Genomic DNA, 17,936 nt, shown 5'->3' with positions numbered 1-17,936 from the left:
GTGCATCGAACGGCCGCACCGATTTCCCTCCCCGCGGCGAACACCAGGAAGGACCTGCCATGAAGACGATCGCTCTCGCCGCCGCCGCCCTCGCCGCCACCGTCGCCGCCGTGCCGGCCGGCGCCGTCACCTACACGGCCACCAACGGCTCCACCGACGTGTTCAACGCCTCGGCGGCCGGCGCGCAGTACACCTTCGAGACCGCCGCCAACGCGGCCGGCTTCGTCCGCACCGGCGGCACGATCATGACCGGCAACGTCAGCGGCATGGGCGCCAATCCCTATCCCGCGCCGGCCGACAACCACTATCTGGCGGTCAAGTCCAACGAGGTCGCGACGATCGCCTCGATCGCGGGCGGGATCACCGGCTATCAGTCGATCTCGATCTACATGGGCTCGATCGACGCGGGCAACACCGTCCAGCTGCTCGGCGCCGGTGGCAAGGTGCTGATGAGCTACACCGGCTCGCAGCTCGCCGATCCCGCCGCCGCCAACGGCTCGCAGACGCTGCCGGCCACGAACCGCGCCTTCACCTTCACCGCCGGACAGGGTGAAGTGCTGACCGGCCTGCGCCTGACCTCGTCGGTCAACTCGCTCGAGATCGACAATGTCCGCTTCACCGGCGCGGTGCCCGAGCCGACGACCTGGGCGATGATGCTGGTCGGCTTCGGCCTGGTCGGCGCGGGCATGCGCTATCGCAGCCGCCAGACCTCGGTCCGCGCCACGCTCGCCTGATCGCGGCACGACGAACGGTTACAAGGGGGGACGCCCGGCATCCGCGGAGGATGCCGGGCGTTTCCGCGCATCCGCCGGCCCGCTCGCGCGTTTGGACGGCATGACCGACAACCGCGACAGTCGCGACCATGCGTCGCCCGAGACCGAGCCCGCCATCGAGATCCACGGCAACCGCCGCGGCGAGAAGGGTGGCTATTACGGCATCGAATACGACACGCAGGAGCACCGCCAGCCGCAGCGCGTCGGCGTCGGCCAGCGCGATGCCGGCATGGCGGTGGACCCGGTTGCGACAGGCGAGCATCCCGAATTGCCCGAGGATGCAGGGCAACGCGCGCATGTCGACCAGCGGACGGGGGCGGTCCATGGCAGTGGCGCCAGCGCCGGCGGCGGCACCGAGGGCGACGATCTCGACCAGGACCGGGCGGGCGGCAGCGGATCGTAGGGTCGGATCATGTCATGCTGACCCGTTCAGACCGAGCGCAGTCGAAGTACTGTGAGCCTCAGGCTCTTCGACTCTACTCAGGCGGAGGGTCAGGTCGGCTCTAGATGCCGTTATGGAGCAATGGCCTTGGTGCCGGTTGCAGGAATCGAACCCGCGACCTTCGGTTTACAAAACCGCTGCTCTACCAGCTGAGCTAAACCGGCCTGGCGCTTCCCATGCGTCAGGTGACGCCGAAGGTCCAGCCCTCCGTCATGGCGACGCGGTCGAGATCGGCGGGGTGCCAGAGCGCCGGGTCGTCGGCGACGTGGCGCAGCCAGGCGGCGGTCAGGGCCGCATCGGCGCGATGATCGTCGTGCCGCGGCATTGCCAAGGGGGCGGCTTCGAAGCGGATCAGGGCAGCGTTCAGGGCGGCGGGGGTGCGCAGCTTGCTGCGCCCCGGTGCGAGCCCGGCGGCGCGGGCGGCGAGGCTGGTGTAGATTTCGACCAGCAGCGGGCCTGTCTCCGGAACGGCATCGAAAGGCCAGATCGGGATCGCGCCGCCGAGCTTGTGGAGAAGGCGCATGCCGGTGAGGCTCGACTTGCCGACCTGCGCCGCGCCGACGCAGTTGAACGTGCTGGAGGGCGAGAGGCGCAGGGCTTTTGCCCGCTCTTCGGTCAGGCGGAGGCGGCCACCGCCGCGGGAGCCGAAGCGGTCGCCCTGCCGGCCGCCATGCTGGCGAAAATAGCGGGCGATTTCCGGATGGGCGAAGAGGGTGGAAACCGACAGATGCAGGTCGCCGGCCGTGAGGTCATCGACCAGCGCCCATAAGGCGCGCGCATCGGCGGGGCTGTCGGACCAGCCGGGGAAATAGGCGCCGCTGTCGGCGAAGGGCAGGGCGGGCGAGAAATCGATGCCGATCAGCATGTCCTCGCCCGCCGCCGCCGCCTCGCGCAGCCAGTCGAGCGCGCCCATGCGCGACCAGCCGCCGGGCGGCTCGATCATGCGGGGCGGGCCGGCGCGATCGATGATCGCCAGCGCGATGCCGGGCGGGCGGAGGACGGCGGCGCCGGACCAGTCGAAACAGGCGAAACGCGCGAACCGCCTCATCCGCGGCGTTGGGCGCGCTGCTCGTCCCACCAGGCCAGCCGCTCGGCGATCCGTTTCTCGAACCCGCGGCCGGAGGGTTCGTAGAAGCGCTGCGGCGCCAGTTCCTCGGGCCAGTAATCGGCGCCGGAGAATGCCCCCTCGGCGTCATGGTCATACTCGTACCCCGCGCCATAGCCGAGATCGCGCATCAGCCGGGTCGGCGCGCCGAGGATCGACTTGGGCGGGCTGATCGAGCCGCTTTCCTTGGCAGTGCGCCACGCGGCTTTCTGCGCGAGATATTGCGCGTTCGATTTGGGGGCGGTGGCGAGATAGAGACAGGCCTGCACGATCGCCAGCTCACCCTCCGGGCTGCCGAGGAAATCATAGGCGTCCTTGGCGGCGAGGCACTGGATGAGCGCCTGCGGATCGGCGAGGCCGATATCCTCGACCGCAGCACGGGTCAGGCGGCGCAGCACGTAGAGCGGTTCTTCGCCCGCCACCAGCATCCGGGCGAGATAGTAGAGCGCGGCCTGGGGATCGGAGCCGCGGATCGATTTGTGGAGCGCGGAGATCAGCCCGTAATGGCCCTCGCGATCCTTGTCGTACATGGCGACGCGGCGCTGCAGCAGTTGCGACAGGCCGGCAGGATTGAGCGGTTCGGCGAGATCGATCGCGAACAGCGTCTCCGCCTGATTGAGCAGGAAACGGCCGTCGCCATCGGCGCTCGCCACCAGCGCCTCGCGCGCGGCGTCGGTGAGGGGGAGGGGGCGCCCCTCGATCGCCTCGGCGCGGGCGAGCAGCTGGTCGAGCGCGGCGGGGCCGAGACGGTGCAGGACCAGCACCTGCGCGCGGGAAAGGAGCGCGGCGTTGAGCTCGAAGGAAGGGTTTTCGGTCGTGGCGCCGACCAGCACTACGGTGCCGTCCTCGACAAAGGGGAGGAAGCCGTCCTGCTGCGCGCGGTTGAAGCGGTGGATCTCGTCCACGAACAACAGGGTACGGCGGCCGGCGCGGGCGGCGTCCCTGGCCTCGGCGAACGCCTTTTTCAGGTCGGCGACGCCGGAGAAGACGGCGGAGATGCTGGCGAAGCGCAGGCCGACCGCATCGGCGAGCAGGCGCGCGATCGTCGTCTTGCCGGTACCGGGCGGGCCCCAGAGGATCGTCGAGGACAGCCGCCCGGCCGCGACCATCCGGCCGATCGCGCCGTCGGGGCCGGTGAGATGCTCCTGCCCGACCACCTCAGCCAGGTCACGCGGGCGCAGCCGGTCGGCAAGCGGCGCGTCGGCGGCGGGCGTCCCAGCGGGGGCGGGTGGAGGTTCGATACCGGCGAACAGGTCGGCCATGCCCTTCCATGTAGGCCGGGGCAGGGGGCTCGTCACCCTGTCGCGACAATCCGAACAAAGGGGCTTGTCAGATGCTATCTAAGATATATCTCGTGCGCATCGAAGAAAGGACGATCGACCATGCACTTTCATATGCACGGCCGCGGGTGCGGCCCTCGCGGGCGGGACTTCGCCCGGGGTTTTGGCGGCGGACGAGGCGGCTGGGAACGCTTCGCCGGCGAGGTCGCGGCGCGCTGGGACGAGGCGCAGCGCAGCGGCGGCGGGCGGCGGCGGATGTTCGACGGGGGCGAGCTCAGGCTCGTATTGCTCCGGCTGATCGCCGATGCGCCGCGCCACGGCTATGAGCTGATCAAGGCGATCGAGGAGCTGACCGGCGGCGCCTATGCGCCCAGCCCGGGCGTGGTCTATCCGTCGCTGACGATGCTCGGCGAGATGGAGCTGATCGCCGAACAGGCGAGCGAGGGCGCGCGCAAGCGCTTCGCGGTGACGCCCTCGGGCGAAGCGCATCTGGCCGAGCGGGCCGAGGAGGTGGCGGCACTGATCGCGCGGCTGACCGGGCTGGGCCAGGAGCGGCATCGCGGCGACCACGCACCGGTGCGCCGCGCGATCGCCAATCTGCGCCATGCGGTGCAGAACCGGCTGCATGGCGAGATGGATGCCGAAACCGCCCACGCGATCGCCGCGGTGATCGACGAGGCCGTCCAGAAGATCGAGAGGCTGTGATGACGACCAGCATTGCCCGCGTGCCGACCCTGTCGGCCAGTCGCTATCTCCAGCAGCTCGCCAAGCACTGGAGCCACAAGATGACCGTCGCCTTCACGCCCGAGGAGGGGACGATCGACTTTCCCAACGGATCGCGGCTGGCGATGCGGGCGGACAGCGAGTCGCTCGACGTCGTGCTGACCGTGCCGGCGGGCGAGGACGCGGCCCGGATGCGCGACGTGGTGGCAAGCCATCTCGACCGGTTCGCGTTTCGCGAGGCACCGCTGACCTTCGACTGGCGCGAGGGGGATTGAAGGCGGAGGTTTCATATCCTCCCTCTCCGACCGGCTGAAGCCGGCCACCGCCCCCTGGCGGGGGAAGCTCAGTGTCCGTTCTTCAACTCCAGATAGCCGTCCAGCACCGCCTGGTTGGCGGTGTCCCAGCGATAGGCGTCGGCGCGGCGGTAGCCGGCTTCGCCCATGGCGGCGCGGAGGCTCGGATCGGCGATGATCGCGGCGATCGCGTCGGCATAGGCGGCGATGTCGCGTGGGGGAACGAGGAAGCCCGTCTCGCCGTCGACCACCAGATCGACCGCGCCGGTCGCCCGTGCCGCGACGACCGGGACGCCGGCCGCCATCGCCTCGGTGGTGACGTTGCCGAAGGTCTCGGTGACGGAGGGATTGAAGAAGACGTCCATCGACGCGACCGCGCGGCCGAGATCGTCGCCACTCTGATAGCCGGCGAGGATCGCCCCCGGCACCTCGCGCGCGAACCAGTCCTCCGCCGGGCCCTTGCCGATCGCCAGCACCCGGTGCGGCACGCCGCGACGGGCGAGTTCCTGGGCGACGGCGGCGAAGACGTCGAGCCCCTTCTCCTTCACCAGCCGCCCGAGAAAGCCGATCGCGACCTCGTCGTCGCCGATGCCGAGGTCGCGCCGCCACGCCAGGCTGCGGCGGTCGGGGCGGAACCGGTCGTGGTCGATGCCGCGCGACCAGATCGCCATGTCGGCGCTGACGCCCCATTGCCGGAGCAGCGCGATCATGCTCGGCGAAGGCACGAAGACACGGTCGAAGCGGTTGTAGAAGCGCCGCATCATCGCGATCAGCAACGGCTCGACGAAGCCGATGCCATAGTAGCTGGCATAGGTCTCGAACCGGGTGTGGAACGAGGCCGTGCGGGTGACGCCATGCCGCTCCGCCCAGCGCAGCGCCGCGTGGCCGAGCAGTTCGGGCGCGGAGACATGGACGATATTGGGCGCGAACGCCTCGAGATCGCGGCGGACGGCGGCAGGCAGGCCGCGGGCGAGCCGGTATTCGCTGCGACCCGCCGGCAGCGGGATCGCCGGGACCGGTACGAGGTCGCCGGTCGGCGCGAAGGCCGGGCGCGCCGTGGTCGGCGAATAGACCCGGACCGCGACGCCATGGCGCAGCAGATGCCCGACCAGCAGGTTCAGCGACATGTTGGCGCCGTCGCGCGTATAATTGTAATTGCCGCTGAAGAGCGCGACGCGAAGGTCGGATGCCTGCATGAGGCGGGGGCGATAGCGCCGCTGCGGCCGGAACGCCACCCGCCAGCCGGCGAGATCGGCCACGGACCAATTGCGTTCCCGTATCGTTCCGCTACATGACAGGCATGGCAAAGTCGCAGAAACGCTATGTGTGCCAGGCCTGCGGGTCGGTGGCGTCGCGCTGGCAGGGGCAATGCGCCGACTGCGCGGAGTGGAACACGCTGGTCGAGGAGGCGGGGGCGGTCGTCACCCCCTTTGCCGCCAAGCATAATCTGCAAGGCGGCGGGCGATCGATCGTGCTGACCAGCCTGGACGCGGAGGTCGCCTTGCCGGCGCGGCTGGCGACCGGGATCGCGGAGTTCGACCGGGCGCTCGGCGGCGGGTTCGTGGAAGGGTCGGCGACGCTGATCGGCGGCGATCCGGGAATCGGCAAGTCGACCCTGCTGCTCCAGGCCGCGGCGCGAATGGCACTGGATGGCCACCGCGTCGCCTATGTGTCGGGCGAGGAGGCGGCCGATCAGGTGCGACTGCGGGCACGCCGGCTGGGGCTGGGGAAGGCGCCGGTGCAGCTGGCCGCGGCAACCTCGACCCGCGACATCCTGACCACGCTGTCGTCCGGCGCTGCGCCGACGCTGCTGGTGATCGATTCGATCCAGACCATGCACTCGGACCTGATCGAGGGCGCGCCGGGCACGGTGAGCCAGGTCCGTGCCTCTGCGCAGGAGCTGATCCGGTTTGCCAAGGAGCGCGGCACCGCGCTGGTCATGGTCGGCCATGTCACCAAGGACGGCAGCATCGCGGGGCCGCGGGTTCTGGAGCATATGGTCGATACCGTCCTCGCCTTCGAAGGCGAGCGGAGCCATCAGTATCGCATCCTCCGCTCGATCAAGAATCGCTTCGGCGGCACCGACGAGATCGGCGTGTTCGCGATGCAGACCGAGGGGCTGGCGGAGGTGGCGAACCCCTCGGCCCTGTTCCTGACCCAGCGCGAGGAAGGGATGACGGGCGCGACCGTGTTCCCGGCGCTGGAGGGGACGCGGCCGGTGCTGGTCGAGATCCAGGCGCTGGTGGTGCGGCTGGCGAGCGGAGCGACGCCGCGGCGATCCGTGGTGGGCTGGGACTCGGGCCGGCTGGCGATGATCCTGGCGGTGCTGGAGGCGCGCTGTGGCCTCTCCTTCTCCGCGGCCGAGGTCTATCTCAATATCGCCGGCGGCTACCGGGTGCAGGATCCGGCGGCGGACCTGGCGGTGGCGGCAGCGTTGGTGTCGGCCCTGTCCGAACGGCCCGTGCCGGCGGAGGCGGTGGCGTTCGGCGAGGTGGCGCTGTCGGGCGAGATCCGGCCGGTCGCGCACGCGCCGCTACGGCTGAAGGAGGCCGCGAAGCTGGGCTTCGAGCGCGGGCTGGTGCCGGGCGCGATCGCAGCCGAGGGCGGGCCGCTGCGGCTGGCGGGGTTCCGGACGCTCGGGCAGTTCGTGGATCATATGCTCGGGCGGTGAGGGTGCGCATGACCCCCCACTCGTTCGTACTGGCGTGTCGAAGTGCTGCTTGTCTTCCGCACCGGCATCGATGGGGTCGGGAGATGAAGAACAGTGCTTCGACAAGCTCAGCACGAACGGGGGGCCGTACGAACAGGCAGGTGCGGCTCGGCACCAACGGCATCGGAGTCTGACTCACCTGTCCATGATCGTCGCCCCAGCGCAGGCTGGGGCCTCACGCGACTCCTGACCCGCGCTATCACCGGAAGATCCCAGCCTTCGCTGGGATGACGGCTGGTTGAGTCTGAGCGGAGCGCGGTTCGATGCCCCTCACCGCAGCGGCGGCAGCGTCGCGAGATAGGCCTTGCCGGGAATGCCGAGCGCGATCACCTTGCCGGTGTTGGCAGCGGCGACGGCCTTGAGGAAGGAGCGGGGCTTTTTCATGAGCGCCGGCTGATCCAGTCCGGTCAGACCGATGCGGCGCGCGGCCTCGCGGACGAAATGGACGCAGTTGCGATGGTTGAGGTTGTAGCTGCTGTCGCCGCCTTCCTCGCTCCAGGCGCGCGCCAGCGCGAGCAGGCTGGCATATTGGGCATCGCTGAGCACAACTGCGAACTGCGCGTCGCTGCCTCGGATATAGGCCGGTTTCGCGCTTTCGAGCCGGCCCTTCACCGTTCCCATCAGGATCGCCGGTGACAGGCTGCGCGCGGTGAAGCCATAGGCGATGTCGACCGGCGGGCCGCCGGCGTCGGGCGTTCCCCTGAGGGTGAAGAAGGCATGGGGAAAGCTGTTGCCCAGCTCGTGGCTCCAGAACGTCGCGGTCACCGCGGCTTGCGCCGGTAAGGCGACGAGCCAGAGGGCGAGAAGGGCGAGCGTGCGGGCGAGAGCGTTCACACACCGATGCTAGACGTGGCGGTCGTCAGGCGCCAGCGTCGGTCAATCGCTCCAGCTGGTCTTTCGACAGCTCCAGCGTCATCGCCGGCAGCAGGTCACGCAGCTGTTCGACGCTGGTGGCGCTGGCGATCGGTGCCGTGACACCCGGCTGCGCGATCAGCCAGGCGAGTGCGACCTGCGCATGGGTAGCGCCGGTCTCGCCGACGACCCCGTCCATCGCGTCGAGCACCGCCTTGCCGCGCCCCTCCAGCAGGGAGGCCAGTCCGCCGCCGCGCGCGCTCTTCGACAGATCCTCGCGGGTCCGGTACTTGCCGGTCAGAAAGCCGGAGGCGAGGCCATAATAGGGCAGGACCGCGATATTCTCGGTCACGCAGAAATCCTGCAGCTCGCCCTCGAACTTGTGCCGGCTGACCAGATTATATTCCGGTTGCAGAGCATGGTAGCGCGGCAAGCTGCCGTCGCGTGACAGGTCGACCGCCGATTTCAGCCGGGCGGCGGAGAAGTTGGAGGCGCCCAGCACGCGGATCTTGCCGTCGTCGAGCAGCCGGCCGAATGCGGCGAGCACGTCCTGCTGCGGCACGGCATCGTCGTCCTGATGCGCGTAATAGAGGTCGATCCGATCGGTGCCGAGGCGCTTGAGCGACGCCTCGCATGCTGCGGCGATCCGCGCGGGCGCCAGCTTCTCGCCGCCCTCGCCGGGCAGCATGCCGACCTTGGTCGCGATCAGGACCTGGTCGCGCTTGCCCGAAGCCCGCAGCCACTCCCCGATCATCGTCTCCGATTCGCCGCCCCGATGGCCGTCGACCCAGGCCGAATAGACGTCGGCGGTATCGATCATCGTCCCGCCGCCCTCGACAAAGGCGTCGAGCACCGCGAAGCTGGCGGCGCGATCGGCGGTCCAGCCGAAAACATTGCCGCCGAGAACCAGCGGCGCGATTTTGAGGTCGGTCGAACCGAGCCGGCGAAGGGTCATGCGGGCGCTCCTGCTGCACCGGGAAACCGCCCCCTCGCGCGGCGGCGAGGGGGCGCGATCGCGTCAGTCGCGCAGCTTCTGGCCGGCATTCTCCAGCGCCGCGCCGGTGGTGTCGGCGGCGCGGTCCGCGGCATTGCCGATCGCATCGCCCGCGCGGTCGGCGCTGCGGTCGATCGCGGTGCCGGCATTGTCGAGGCTGCGCTCGGCGCCGTTCAGGGCGCGATCGGTCGCGGCGTCGACGTCGCCGGTCGCGTTGCGGGTCGTCGCCTCGACATCCGCCCCCACCGCGCCGGCCGCTTCCGAGGTCTCGTTGCGGGCGTTCTGGCTGCAGGCCGACAGCGCTGCGGCGGCGACAAGGGCGGGGACGATCAGCTTCTTCATCTCTATGGCTCCCGAATAGGTCCGGAACGAGCCCGGACGTGCGGGTCGTAACGCGAGCGATCCCTTTCGGCTCCCGCGCCGGGATCGATTGACCTCATATAAAGATATCTTTATATGTTGATGCCTATGGTCGACCCGCTCCCCATCTTCAGTGCGTTAGGCGACGCGACGCGGCTGCGCATCCTGGCGCTGCTGCGGCGCATGGAGCTGTCGGTCGGCGAGCTGGCGCAGGTGCTGGGGCAAAGCCAGCCGCGCGTGTCGCGCCACGTGAAGATCCTCTGCGATGCCGGCCTGGCCGAGCGACGCAAGGAGGGCAGCTGGGTCTTCGTCGCGCTGGGTTCGGCCGAGGTGGTGGCGCCGATCGCCGCCGCGCTCGATGGCTGGGCGCATGGACAGGCGGACCATTGGGCCGTCGCCGACATCGCCCGGCTGGCAGCCGTGCGTGCCGACCGTGCGGCGGCCGCCACCGCCTGGTTCGAGACCCATGCCGGCGAATGGGACGCGATCCGCTCGCTGCATGTCGCGGAGGCGCAGGTGGAGGCCGCGATGGCGGAGGTGCTCGGCCCGGCGCCGATCGGCACGCTGATCGATATCGGCACGGGCACCGGGCGGATGCTCGAGCTCTTCGCCGGCCGCGCCGATGCGGCTCTAGGCATCGACCGCTCGTCGGAGATGCTGCGGCTCGCCCGGGCGAAGCTGGCGGGATCGGCCAATACCGAACTGCGCCAGGCGGACCTCTATGCGCTGCCGATGACGGACGGGGCGGCCGATCTGGCGATTATCCATCACGTCCTCCATTTCGCGGCGGCACCCGGCGCGGCGATCGCCGAGGCGGCGCGGGTGCTGGCCCCCGGCGGGCGCCTGCTGATCGTCGATTTCGCGCCGCACGACCGCGAGGAACTGCGCGCGCGCGACGCCCATGTCCGCCTCGGTTTCGCCGATGCGCAGATCGAGGGCTGGGCCGAGGCGGCGGGTCTTAGGATGATGCGGGTCGAGACCCTGGGCGGGGGCGAACTGACGGTGAAATTATGGCTCGCCCGCAAGGGTGCGGCCGGGCTGCATGAGGTGAAGGCGGCATGACGATCTCGGTCAACCAGCTCGAAGAGGCGCGGCGTGCGCTCGATGCGCCCCTCTATGCGGATGTGCGCGGCGACCTGGCGGTCAGCTTCGAATTCTTCCCGCCCAAGAACGAGAAGATGGAAGAGCAGCTGTGGGATGCGGTGCGGACGCTGGAGCCGCTGGGCCCGGAGTTCGTCTCGGTGACCTATGGCGCCGGGGGGACGACGCGCGAGCGGACCCATGGCACGGTGGCGCGCATCCAGCGCGAGACCAGCCTGTCGGCGGCGGCGCACCTGACCTGTGTCGAGGCGACGCGCGAGGAGATCGATCAGGTCGCCGAAGGCTATTGGGCGGCGGGCGTGCGCCACATCGTCGCGCTGCGCGGCGATCCGCCCGAACAGGGCGCGCGCTTCTCCAGCCCGGCGGGCGGGTATGAGAATGCGGCGGCGCTGGTTGCGGGGCTGCGGCGGCTGCATCCGTTCGAGATCTCGGTCGCCGCCTATCCGGAGAGCCATCCGGACTCGGCGAGCACCGCAGCGGACCTCGACAATCTGAAGCGCAAGCTCGACGCGGGCGCGAACCGCGCGATCACCCAGTTCTTCTTCGAGGCCGAGACCTTCTTCCGCTTTCGCGACGCGGCGGCGGCGGCGGGGATCGATGCGGAGATCGTGCCCGGCATCATGCCGGTGTGCAATTTCGCCTCGGTCCAGCGGATGAGCGCGATGTGCGGGACGGCGGTGCCGGCCTGGATGGGGCGCCTGTTCGAGGGGCTCGACGCCCATCCCGCCGCGCGGCAGCTGGTCGCGGCGACGGTGGCGGCGGAGCTGTCGCGCCGGCTCTATGCGGGCGGGGTGAAGGCGCTCCACTTCTACACGCTCAATCGGGCCGAGCTGGCCTTCGCCATCTGCCACCTGCTGGGGGTGCGGGCGAAGGCGCCGGTGGCGGTCGAGGCGGCGGCTTAGAAATCACAGCCCCTCCCCTTCAGGGGAGGGGTAAGGGGTGGGGCGGTTCCACGGGCGCCGGTGTCTCGATGAGACTGCTACGCCCCACCCCAACCCCTCCCCTGAAGGGGAGGGGCCTAGAGGGACGAATGATGACCACACGCGACATATTCCTGGCAGAGGCGGCCAAGCGCATCCTGATCACCGACGGCGCGTTCGGGACCGAAATCCAGAACTGGAAGCTGTCCGAGGCGGATTATGCCGGGTCGCTGGGGCTGTCCCATGACCAGAAGGGCAACAACGACATTCTCGCGCTGACCAAGCCCGAGGTGCCGGCCGCGATCCACCGCGCCTATTTCGAGGCGGGAGCGGATATCGCCGAGACCAACACCTTCTCGGCCAACAGCATCAGCCAGGCCGACTACGGCGCAGAGCATCTGGTGCGCGAGATCAACTTCGAGAGCGCCAGGATGGCGCGGACGATCGCCGACGAGTTTGCGGATCGCGACGGTCGCCCTCGCTTCGTCGCCGGGGCGATCGGGCCGACCAACAAGACGCTGTCGCTGTCGCCCGACGTCAACGATCCCGGCTATCGCGAGATCGACTTCGACTATCTGACCGGCGTCTATCGCGAGCAGACGGATGCGCTGCTCGACGGCGGCGCCGACTTCATCCTGATCGAGACGGTGTTCGACACGCTCAATGCCAAGGCGGGGATCATGGCCGCGCTCGATGCCGGGCGGGATCGCGGGCGCGACGTGCCGATCATGCTGTCGATGACGCTGACCGATCTGTCGGGGCGCAATCTGTCGGGGCATACCGTCGAGGCGTTCTGGCATGCGGTGCGCCATGCGAAGCCGCTGACGATCGGGCTCAACTGCTCGTTCGGGGCGGAGCAGCTGCGCCCGCATGTGAAGACGCTGTCGGAGATCTGCGACACGCTGATCATGGTCTATCCCAATGCCGGCCTGCCGAACGAGCTGGGCGCCTATGACGAGGCGCCGGAGACGACCGCCGGCCTGGTCCATGAATGGGCGGGGGCGGGCCAGGTCAATGTGCTCGGCGGCTGTTGCGGCTCGACGCCCGACCATATCCGCGCGATCGCCGAGCGGGTGCGGGGCGTGCCGCCGCGCGCGATCCCGAGGCCGCCGGTGCGGACGCGGCTCGCCGGGCTGGAGCCGTTCACCATGGCGGCCTAGTCAGATCCTCTCCGCCAGCGGGGAGGGGGACCATGCGAAGCATGGTGGAGGGGGTTCTCCACGACGGTAATCGCTGGTGGAGAACCCCCTCCACCCCTCGGCTGCGCCGAGCGGTCCCCCTCCCCGCGAGCGGGGAGGATCTGAAGAAAGAACCATGACCACCACTTCCTCCACCCAGTTCGTCAATATCGGCGAGCGGACCAACGTCACCGGCTCCGCGGCGTTCAAGAAGATGATCATGGCGGGTGACTATGCCCGCGCGGTCGAGGTCGCGCGCCAGCAGGTGGAGAACGGCGCGCAGGTGGTCGACGTCAACATGGACGAAGGGCTGCTCGACGCCGAATTCGCCATGACGACCTTCCTCAAGCTGATCGCGGCCGAACCCGATATCGCGCGCGTGCCGATCATGATCGACAGTTCGAAGTGGAGCGTGATCGAGGCGGGGCTGAAGTGCGTGTCGGGCAAGCCGATCGTCAATTCGATCAGCATGAAGGAGGGCGAGGCGCCCTTCCTCGAGCAGGCGCGCAAGTGCATGGCCTATGGCGCGGCCGTGGTGGTGATGGCGTTCGACGAGGCCGGACAGGCGGACACCCAGGCCCGCAAGGTCGAAATCTGCGAGCGCGCCTACGGGCTGCTGACCGGAATCGGCTTCCCGCCCGAGGACATCATCTTCGACCCCAATATCTTCGCGGTGGCCACGGGGATCGAGGAGCACAACAATTACGGCGTCGACTTCATCGAGGCGTGCCGCGAGATCAAGGCGCGGTGCCCGCACGTCCACATCTCGGGCGGCCTGTCGAACCTGTCCTTCAGCTTCCGCGGCAACGAGCCGGTACGGCGCGCGATGCACTCGGTGTTCCTCTACCATACCATTCCGGCGGGGATGGACATGGGGATCGTCAATGCCGGCCAGCTCGACGTCTACGACACGATCGATCCCGAGCTTCGCACCGCCTGCGAGGATGTCGTCCTCAACCGCGATCCCGAGGCCGGCGACCGGCTGGTCGCGCTGGCCGAGAAGTTTCGCGGCACCGATGCGGCGGCGGAGAAGCAGGCGGCGGAATGGCGCGGGCTCGATGTCGTCAAGCGGCTCGAATATGCGCTGGTCAAGGGCATCGACGCGCATGTCGTGGAGGATACCGAAGAGGCGCGACAGGACATCGCCGCGCGCGGCGGCCGGCCGATCGAGGTGATCGAGGGTCCGCTGATGCAGGGCATGAACGTAGTCGGCGACCTGTTCGGTTCGGGCAAGATGTTCCTGCCGCAGGTGGTCAAGTCCGCGCGCGTGATGAAGAAGGCGGTGGCGCACCTCCTCCCCTTCATCGAGGCGGAGAAGGCGGCGGGCGCCCGGGCCAAGGGCCGGGTCATCATGGCGACCGTCAAGGGCGACGTGCACGATATCGGCAAGAACATCGTCGGGGTCGTCCTTCAGTGCAACGGCTTCGAGGTCGTGGACTTGGGCGTGATGGTGCCCTGGGCGAAGATCCTCGAAGCGGCGAACGAGAACGACGCCGACATGATCGGCCTGTCGGGCCTCATCACCCCCTCGCTCGACGAGATGGTGACGGTGGCGGAGGAGATGCAGCGCGCGCAGATGCGCATGCCGCTGCTGATCGGCGGCGCGACGACGTCGAAGGTGCATACGGCGCTGCGCATCGCCCCGGCCTATCAGGGGCCGGTGGTGCATGTGCTCGACGCCAGCCGCGCGGTGGGCGTTGCGACGACCCTGGTGTCGGACACCCAGCGCGACCCCTATGTCGCGGACGTCGCCGCGGAATATCAGAAGGTGCGCGATGCGCGGGCGGGCAAGGGGCAGAACGACCTGCTGCCGCTCGCCGAGGCGCGCGCGCGTGGCTTCGTCGCGGACATGATGCTCAAGGCCCCCGTGCCGCGCGCGCCGGGCGTGCATGTATTCGACGACTGGTCGCTCGAGGAGCTGCGCCATTATATCGACTGGACGCCCTTCTTTCGCGCCTGGGAGCTGGCGGGGAATTTCCCGGCGATCCTCGACGATCACGTGGTCGGCGAGAGCGCGCGGTCGCTCTACGGCGATGCGCAGGCAATGCTCGACCGGATCGTGTCGGAGAAGTGGCTGACCGCGAGGGGCGTGGCGGCGCTGTGGCCGTGCCGGCGTGATGGGGACGATGTGGTGCTTCAGGCTCCCCTCCCCTTCAGGGGAGGGGCTGGGGGTGGGGAGTCTCCGCGAACCTCATCGCCTTTGGAAGCGCCCCACCCCAACCCCTCCCCTGAAGGGGAGGGGCTTGAAGAGATCAGGCTGCCCTTCCTGCGCCAGCAGATCGCCAAGCGGGAGGGGCGGGCGAATATGTGCCTCGCCGATTTCATCGACCCTGCCGGCGACTGGATCGGCGGCTTCGCGGTCGGCATCCACGGTATCGAGCCGCATCTGGAGCGGTTCAAGGCCGGTCACGACGATTACAACGACATCCTGCTCAAGGCGCTCGCCGATCGCCTGGCGGAGGCGTTCGCCGAGCGGCTGCACGCGCATGTCCGCACGGATTTGTGGGGCTATGCCGCGGGCGAACAGCTGACCAACGACGCGCTGATCCGCGAACAGTATCGCGGCATCCGGCCGGCGCCCGGCTATCCGGCCTGCCCGGAGCATAGCCTGAAGCGAACGCTGTTCGATCTGCTCGGTGCGGAGGCGGCGGTCGGGATCGAGCTGACCGAGAGCTTCGCCATGCTGCCCACCGCCGCGGTGAGCGGCTTCTATTTCGGCCATGCGCAGGCGGAATATTTCGGCGTCGCGCGGATCGGCGAGGATCAGGTCGCGGACTATGCCGCGCGGCGCGGGGTGGACGTGGCGCAGGCGACCCGGTGGTTGCGCCCGAATCTGGATTAGGTTTCCGCTTCTCTCTGTCGTCATCCCAGCGAAGGCTGGGATCTTCCGGTGAGAGTACGAGGCAAGAGCCGCAGAAGGCCCCAGCCTGCGCTGGGGCGACGATTTTGGCCGAATGAATCAGGCTCTAGCCCCTCAGCTCCCGCCCGCCCTTCCACACGCGCAGCACCTTGCCTTGCACCGGCAGGCCGTCGAACGGTGTGTTGCCGGCCGAGGCGAAGCGGTCGCCTTCGATCCGCCACGGGGCTTCGGGGTCGAAGAGGATGAGGTCGGCGGGGGCGCCCACCGTCAGCGTTCCGGCGTCGAGGCCCAGCACCTGCGCCGGATGGGTCGCCAGCAGCCGGAACAGCGTGGCCATGTCGCACAGCCCGTCGCGAACCAGCATCAGCGCCAGCGGCAGCAGCGTCTCAGCGCCGGCCATGCCGGGAGCGGAGTCGGCGAAGGGAAGCCGCTTGGCCTCCGGTCCCTGCGGGTCGTGGCCCGAGGCGATCACGTCGATCGTGCCGTCCGCGATCGCGGCGCGGCACGCCTGACGATCCGCCTCGCTGCGCAGCGGCGGGGAGAGATGGGCGAAGGTGCGGAAATCGCTCATCGCGATATCCGACAGGTGCAGATGCGCCGGGGTGATGCCGCAGGTGACCGCTACGCCACGCCGCTTGGCCGCGCGAACCAGATCGAGGGCGGCCGCGGTGCTGACTTGCCGGATATGAAGTCGCGCGCCCGTTGCCTCGGCCAGCATCAGGTCGCGCGCCACCGCGAGGGCCTCGGCGACGGCGGGAGCCGCGGGCAGGCCGAGCCGGGTCGCCGTCTCGCCTGCCGTCGCCACCGCACCGGCGACGAGCGCGCCATCCTCAGCATGGGTGACGACGGCAAGGTCGAGGTCGCGGGCATAGGACAGGACGCGCTCCATCACCGCCGTGTCGGCAATCCAGCCGCGCCCGGTCGCGACGGCACGTGCGCCCGCCTGCTGGCAGAAGGCGATCTCGGCGAGATCGTGCCCGGCCAGGGCGCGGGTGGCCGCGACCAGCGGGTGAATCCACAGGTCCGGCCGGCCGACCAGCGCGGCGCGCTGGACCATGCCGGGATCGTCGAGCACCGGCGACTGGTCGGGCATCAGCGCGACCCGCACGATCCCGCCGCGGCGGCACGCCTCGCGGTCGATCGCGAAGACGCCGAGATCGACGATGGCGGGGGCGAGCCAGCGACCGCGCGCATCGACGGTCTCGACCCCGTCTGGCACCTCGACCGCGCCGATCGCGACGATCCGCTCCCCTTCGACCAGCAGCGTGCCGCGGGTCTCACCGTCGGGACCGACGATGCGCGCATTGGTGATCGCCAGCGTCATGCCCAGCCCTCCACGCCGCGCGCCCGGCGGGTCAGCACGTCGAGGCAGGCCATCCGCACCGCGACCCCCATCGCCACCTGCTCGGTAATCGCCGACTGGATGCCGTCCGCGACGGACGAATCGATCTCGACCCCGCGGTTCATCGGGCCGGGATGCATGACCAGCGCTCCGGGCTTGGCGCGGGCCAGCCGCTCGGGCGTCAGGCCGTAGCGGAGCCGGTATTCGCGCGGGGAGGGGATCAGCGCGCCTTCCATCCGCTCGTTCTGCAGGCGCAGCATCATCACCACGTCCGCGCCCTCCAGGGCCGCGTCGAAGTCGGTATAGGGGGTGACGAACATGCGTTCGATTGCGGGCGGCATCAGCGTGGAGGGGGCGCAGACCCGCACCTCCGCGGCCAGCGCAGTGAGCGCGAGGATGTTGGACCGGGCGACGCGGCTGTGCAGCAGGTCGCCGCAGATCACCACCCGCTGCCCCGCCACTGCGCCGCGCCGGCGGCGGATGGTGAGCGCGTCGAGCAGCGCCTGGGTGGGATGTTCGTGGCGACCGTCGCCGGCGTTGAGAACGGGGCAGTCGACCTTGTCGGCGATCAGCTTGACCGCGCCCGAACTCATATGGCGGATCACCAGCACGTCCGCCCGCATCGCGTTGAGCGTTTGGGCGGTGTCGATCAGCGTCTCGCCCTTCTTCACGCTCGACTGGGCCGCATGCATGTTGACGACGTCGGCGCCGAGCCGCTTGCCGGCGATCTCGAAGGACAGGAGCGTCCGCGTCGAGTTCTCGAAGAAGGCGTTGATCTGCGTCAGCCCGGCGAGCCGTCCGTCGCCCTTGGCATGCGAGCGGTTCGCCTCCACCCATTGCTCCGCCTCGTCGAGAAGGAAGGTGATCTCATGGGGCTGAAGCCCCTCGATCCCGGTGAGGTGACGATGCGGAAAGACGGCGCCGCCATGGATGAGCGTGCCGGGGCGGTGGTCCGAGTGAGACATCGAAGCTGCCGGGTAACGACCCCGGCGGGGCGGCGCAA

General features: G+C 69.5%; 17 protein-coding genes and 1 tRNA gene. 9 read left to right on the top strand and 9 right to left on the bottom strand.

The features are described 5' to 3' along the window. The first annotated feature begins 59 nt into the window (after positions 1 to 59). The gene (locus IEX18_RS13290; RefSeq protein ID WP_229664558.1) at positions 60 to 734 is read left to right on the top strand and encodes a PEPxxWA-CTERM sorting domain-containing protein; all 675 of its coding nucleotides are present in this window, start codon (positions 60 to 62) and stop codon (positions 732 to 734) included. A gap of 100 nt (positions 735 to 834) precedes the next feature. Further along, complete coding sequence (locus IEX18_RS13285) at positions 835 to 1,176, top strand: hypothetical protein (RefSeq protein WP_188659220.1); 342 nt, start codon at positions 835 to 837, stop codon at positions 1,174 to 1,176. A gap of 127 nt (positions 1,177 to 1,303) precedes the next feature. Here the strand turns inward: IEX18_RS13285 and IEX18_RS13280 are convergent. The 3 genes from IEX18_RS13280 to IEX18_RS13270 all read right to left on the bottom strand — a co-directional run bounded on the left by IEX18_RS13280 (position 1,304) and on the right by IEX18_RS13270 (position 3,582). Further along, positions 1,304 to 1,379: transfer RNA gene (locus IEX18_RS13280), tRNA-Thr, on the bottom strand. Between the two features lie 17 nt (positions 1,380 to 1,396). After that, on the bottom strand, positions 1,397 to 2,263 hold the full coding sequence (locus tag IEX18_RS13275) for a hypothetical protein (RefSeq protein ID WP_188659219.1): 867 nt from the start codon (positions 2,261 to 2,263) through the stop codon (positions 1,397 to 1,399). Next, the gene (locus IEX18_RS13270) at positions 2,260 to 3,582 is read right to left on the bottom strand and encodes a replication-associated recombination protein A (protein WP_188659218.1); all 1,323 of its coding nucleotides are present in this window, start codon (positions 3,580 to 3,582) and stop codon (positions 2,260 to 2,262) included. The genes IEX18_RS13275 and IEX18_RS13270 overlap by 4 nt, the downstream gene beginning before the upstream one ends. 120 nt (positions 3,583 to 3,702) lie before the next feature. Between IEX18_RS13270 and IEX18_RS13265 the strand changes: the two genes are divergently transcribed. Both IEX18_RS13265 and IEX18_RS13260 read left to right on the top strand, forming a co-directional pair. Beyond that, the gene (locus IEX18_RS13265) at positions 3,703 to 4,305 is read left to right on the top strand and encodes a PadR family transcriptional regulator (RefSeq protein ID WP_188659217.1); all 603 of its coding nucleotides are present in this window, start codon (positions 3,703 to 3,705) and stop codon (positions 4,303 to 4,305) included. Next, the gene (locus IEX18_RS13260) at positions 4,305 to 4,598 is read left to right on the top strand and encodes a DUF2218 domain-containing protein (protein WP_188659216.1); all 294 of its coding nucleotides are present in this window, start codon (positions 4,305 to 4,307) and stop codon (positions 4,596 to 4,598) included. Before IEX18_RS13265 ends, IEX18_RS13260 begins: the two co-directional genes overlap by 1 nt. Positions 4,599 to 4,666: 68 nt before the next feature. Here the strand turns inward: IEX18_RS13260 and IEX18_RS13255 are convergent, their stop codons facing one another. Further along, positions 4,667 to 5,812 carry a glycosyltransferase family 4 protein gene (locus tag IEX18_RS13255; RefSeq protein ID WP_188659447.1) on the bottom strand — a complete coding sequence of 382 codons (1,146 nt, stop codon included), beginning with the start codon at positions 5,810 to 5,812 and terminating at the stop codon, positions 4,667 to 4,669. Positions 5,813 to 5,916: 104 nt separating this feature from the next. Between IEX18_RS13255 and radA the strand changes: the two genes are divergently transcribed. After that, positions 5,917 to 7,287 (top strand): DNA repair protein RadA, encoded by a 1,371-nt coding sequence (gene radA / locus IEX18_RS13250; protein WP_188659215.1) that lies wholly within the window; start codon positions 5,917 to 5,919, stop codon positions 7,285 to 7,287. Between the two features lie 309 nt (positions 7,288 to 7,596). On the opposite strand, the gene IEX18_RS13245 is transcribed toward radA, so the two are convergent. From IEX18_RS13245 to IEX18_RS13235, 3 genes are all read right to left on the bottom strand, one after another. After that, positions 7,597 to 8,160, bottom strand: coding sequence for a hypothetical protein (locus IEX18_RS13245; RefSeq protein ID WP_229664557.1), 564 nt, complete (start codon positions 8,158 to 8,160; stop codon positions 7,597 to 7,599). A gap of 25 nt (positions 8,161 to 8,185) precedes the next feature. Beyond that, positions 8,186 to 9,133 (bottom strand): aldo/keto reductase, encoded by a 948-nt coding sequence (locus IEX18_RS13240; RefSeq protein ID WP_188659214.1) that lies wholly within the window; start codon positions 9,131 to 9,133, stop codon positions 8,186 to 8,188. 63 nt (positions 9,134 to 9,196) lie between these two features. Then, complete coding sequence (locus IEX18_RS13235; RefSeq protein WP_188659213.1) at positions 9,197 to 9,514, bottom strand: hypothetical protein; 318 nt, start codon at positions 9,512 to 9,514, stop codon at positions 9,197 to 9,199. A gap of 126 nt (positions 9,515 to 9,640) precedes the next feature. On the opposite strand from IEX18_RS13235, the gene IEX18_RS13230 reads away from it, so the two are divergent. The 4 genes from IEX18_RS13230 (at position 9,641) to metH (ending at position 15,573) form a co-directional block, all read left to right on the top strand. Next, on the top strand, positions 9,641 to 10,594 hold the full coding sequence (locus IEX18_RS13230) for an ArsR/SmtB family transcription factor (protein WP_188659212.1): 954 nt from the start codon (positions 9,641 to 9,643) through the stop codon (positions 10,592 to 10,594). Continuing rightward, positions 10,591 to 11,535: a methylenetetrahydrofolate reductase [NAD(P)H] gene (gene metF, locus IEX18_RS13225; protein WP_188659211.1), complete on the top strand. Its 945-nt coding sequence runs from the start codon at positions 10,591 to 10,593 to the stop codon at positions 11,533 to 11,535. Before IEX18_RS13230 ends, metF begins: the two co-directional genes overlap by 4 nt. Before the next feature lie 131 nt (positions 11,536 to 11,666). Continuing rightward, positions 11,667 to 12,713 carry a homocysteine S-methyltransferase family protein gene (locus IEX18_RS13220; RefSeq protein ID WP_188659446.1) on the top strand — a complete coding sequence of 349 codons (1,047 nt, stop codon included), beginning with the start codon at positions 11,667 to 11,669 and terminating at the stop codon, positions 12,711 to 12,713. A 154-nt stretch (positions 12,714 to 12,867) separates the two neighbouring features. Then, positions 12,868 to 15,573: a methionine synthase gene (gene metH, locus IEX18_RS13215; protein WP_188659210.1), complete on the top strand. Its 2,706-nt coding sequence runs from the start codon at positions 12,868 to 12,870 to the stop codon at positions 15,571 to 15,573. A gap of 124 nt (positions 15,574 to 15,697) precedes the next feature. Here metH and IEX18_RS13210 read toward each other — a convergent pair whose 3' ends face one another. Further along, on the bottom strand, positions 15,698 to 16,915 hold the full coding sequence (locus tag IEX18_RS13210) for a dihydroorotase (protein ID WP_188659209.1): 1,218 nt from the start codon (positions 16,913 to 16,915) through the stop codon (positions 15,698 to 15,700). Next, on the bottom strand, positions 16,912 to 17,898 hold the full coding sequence (locus tag IEX18_RS13205) for an aspartate carbamoyltransferase catalytic subunit (protein WP_188659208.1): 987 nt from the start codon (positions 17,896 to 17,898) through the stop codon (positions 16,912 to 16,914). The genes IEX18_RS13210 and IEX18_RS13205 overlap by 4 nt, the downstream gene beginning before the upstream one ends. Between the last annotated feature and the right edge of the window lie 38 nt (positions 17,899 to 17,936).

Origin of the sequence: Sphingomonas metalli (genome assembly GCF_014641735.1) — a bacterium.
Lineage (GTDB): Bacteria > Pseudomonadota > Alphaproteobacteria > Sphingomonadales > Sphingomonadaceae > Sphingomonas > Sphingomonas metalli.
The sequence above is the reverse complement of the archived record's forward strand: the minus strand, read 5'-3'. Positions and strand labels throughout refer to the sequence as shown.

What these genes read in the sequence shown, in the direction of transcription:
- IEX18_RS13290 (WP_229664558.1), top strand. Translation starts at nt 60, where the DNA reads ATGAAGACGATCGCTCTCGCCGCCGCCGCCCTCGCCGCCACCGTCGCC.
- IEX18_RS13285 (WP_188659220.1), top strand. Translation starts at nt 835, where the DNA reads ATGACCGACAACCGCGACAGTCGCGACCATGCGTCGCCCGAGACCGAG.
- IEX18_RS13275 (WP_188659219.1), bottom strand. Translation starts at nt 2,263, where the DNA reads ATGAGGCGGTTCGCGCGTTTCGCCTGTTTCGACTGGTCCGGCGCCGCC.
- IEX18_RS13270 (WP_188659218.1), bottom strand. Translation starts at nt 3,582, where the DNA reads ATGGCCGACCTGTTCGCCGGTATCGAACCTCCACCCGCCCCCGCTGGG.
- IEX18_RS13265 (WP_188659217.1), top strand. Translation starts at nt 3,703, where the DNA reads ATGCACTTTCATATGCACGGCCGCGGGTGCGGCCCTCGCGGGCGGGAC.
- IEX18_RS13260 (WP_188659216.1), top strand. Translation starts at nt 4,305, where the DNA reads ATGACGACCAGCATTGCCCGCGTGCCGACCCTGTCGGCCAGTCGCTAT.
- IEX18_RS13255 (WP_188659447.1), bottom strand. Translation starts at nt 5,812, where the DNA reads ATGCAGGCATCCGACCTTCGCGTCGCGCTCTTCAGCGGCAATTACAAT.
- radA (WP_188659215.1), top strand. Translation starts at nt 5,917, where the DNA reads ATGGCAAAGTCGCAGAAACGCTATGTGTGCCAGGCCTGCGGGTCGGTG.
- IEX18_RS13240 (WP_188659214.1), bottom strand. Translation starts at nt 9,133, where the DNA reads ATGACCCTTCGCCGGCTCGGTTCGACCGACCTCAAAATCGCGCCGCTG.
- IEX18_RS13235 (WP_188659213.1), bottom strand. Translation starts at nt 9,514, where the DNA reads ATGAAGAAGCTGATCGTCCCCGCCCTTGTCGCCGCCGCAGCGCTGTCG.
- IEX18_RS13230 (WP_188659212.1), top strand. Translation starts at nt 9,641, where the DNA reads ATGGTCGACCCGCTCCCCATCTTCAGTGCGTTAGGCGACGCGACGCGG.
- metF (WP_188659211.1), top strand. Translation starts at nt 10,591, where the DNA reads ATGACGATCTCGGTCAACCAGCTCGAAGAGGCGCGGCGTGCGCTCGAT.
- IEX18_RS13220 (WP_188659446.1), top strand. Translation starts at nt 11,667, where the DNA reads ATGACCACACGCGACATATTCCTGGCAGAGGCGGCCAAGCGCATCCTG.
- metH (WP_188659210.1), top strand. Translation starts at nt 12,868, where the DNA reads ATGACCACCACTTCCTCCACCCAGTTCGTCAATATCGGCGAGCGGACC.
- IEX18_RS13210 (WP_188659209.1), bottom strand. Translation starts at nt 16,915, where the DNA reads ATGACGCTGGCGATCACCAATGCGCGCATCGTCGGTCCCGACGGTGAG.
- IEX18_RS13205 (WP_188659208.1), bottom strand. Translation starts at nt 17,898, where the DNA reads ATGTCTCACTCGGACCACCGCCCCGGCACGCTCATCCATGGCGGCGCC.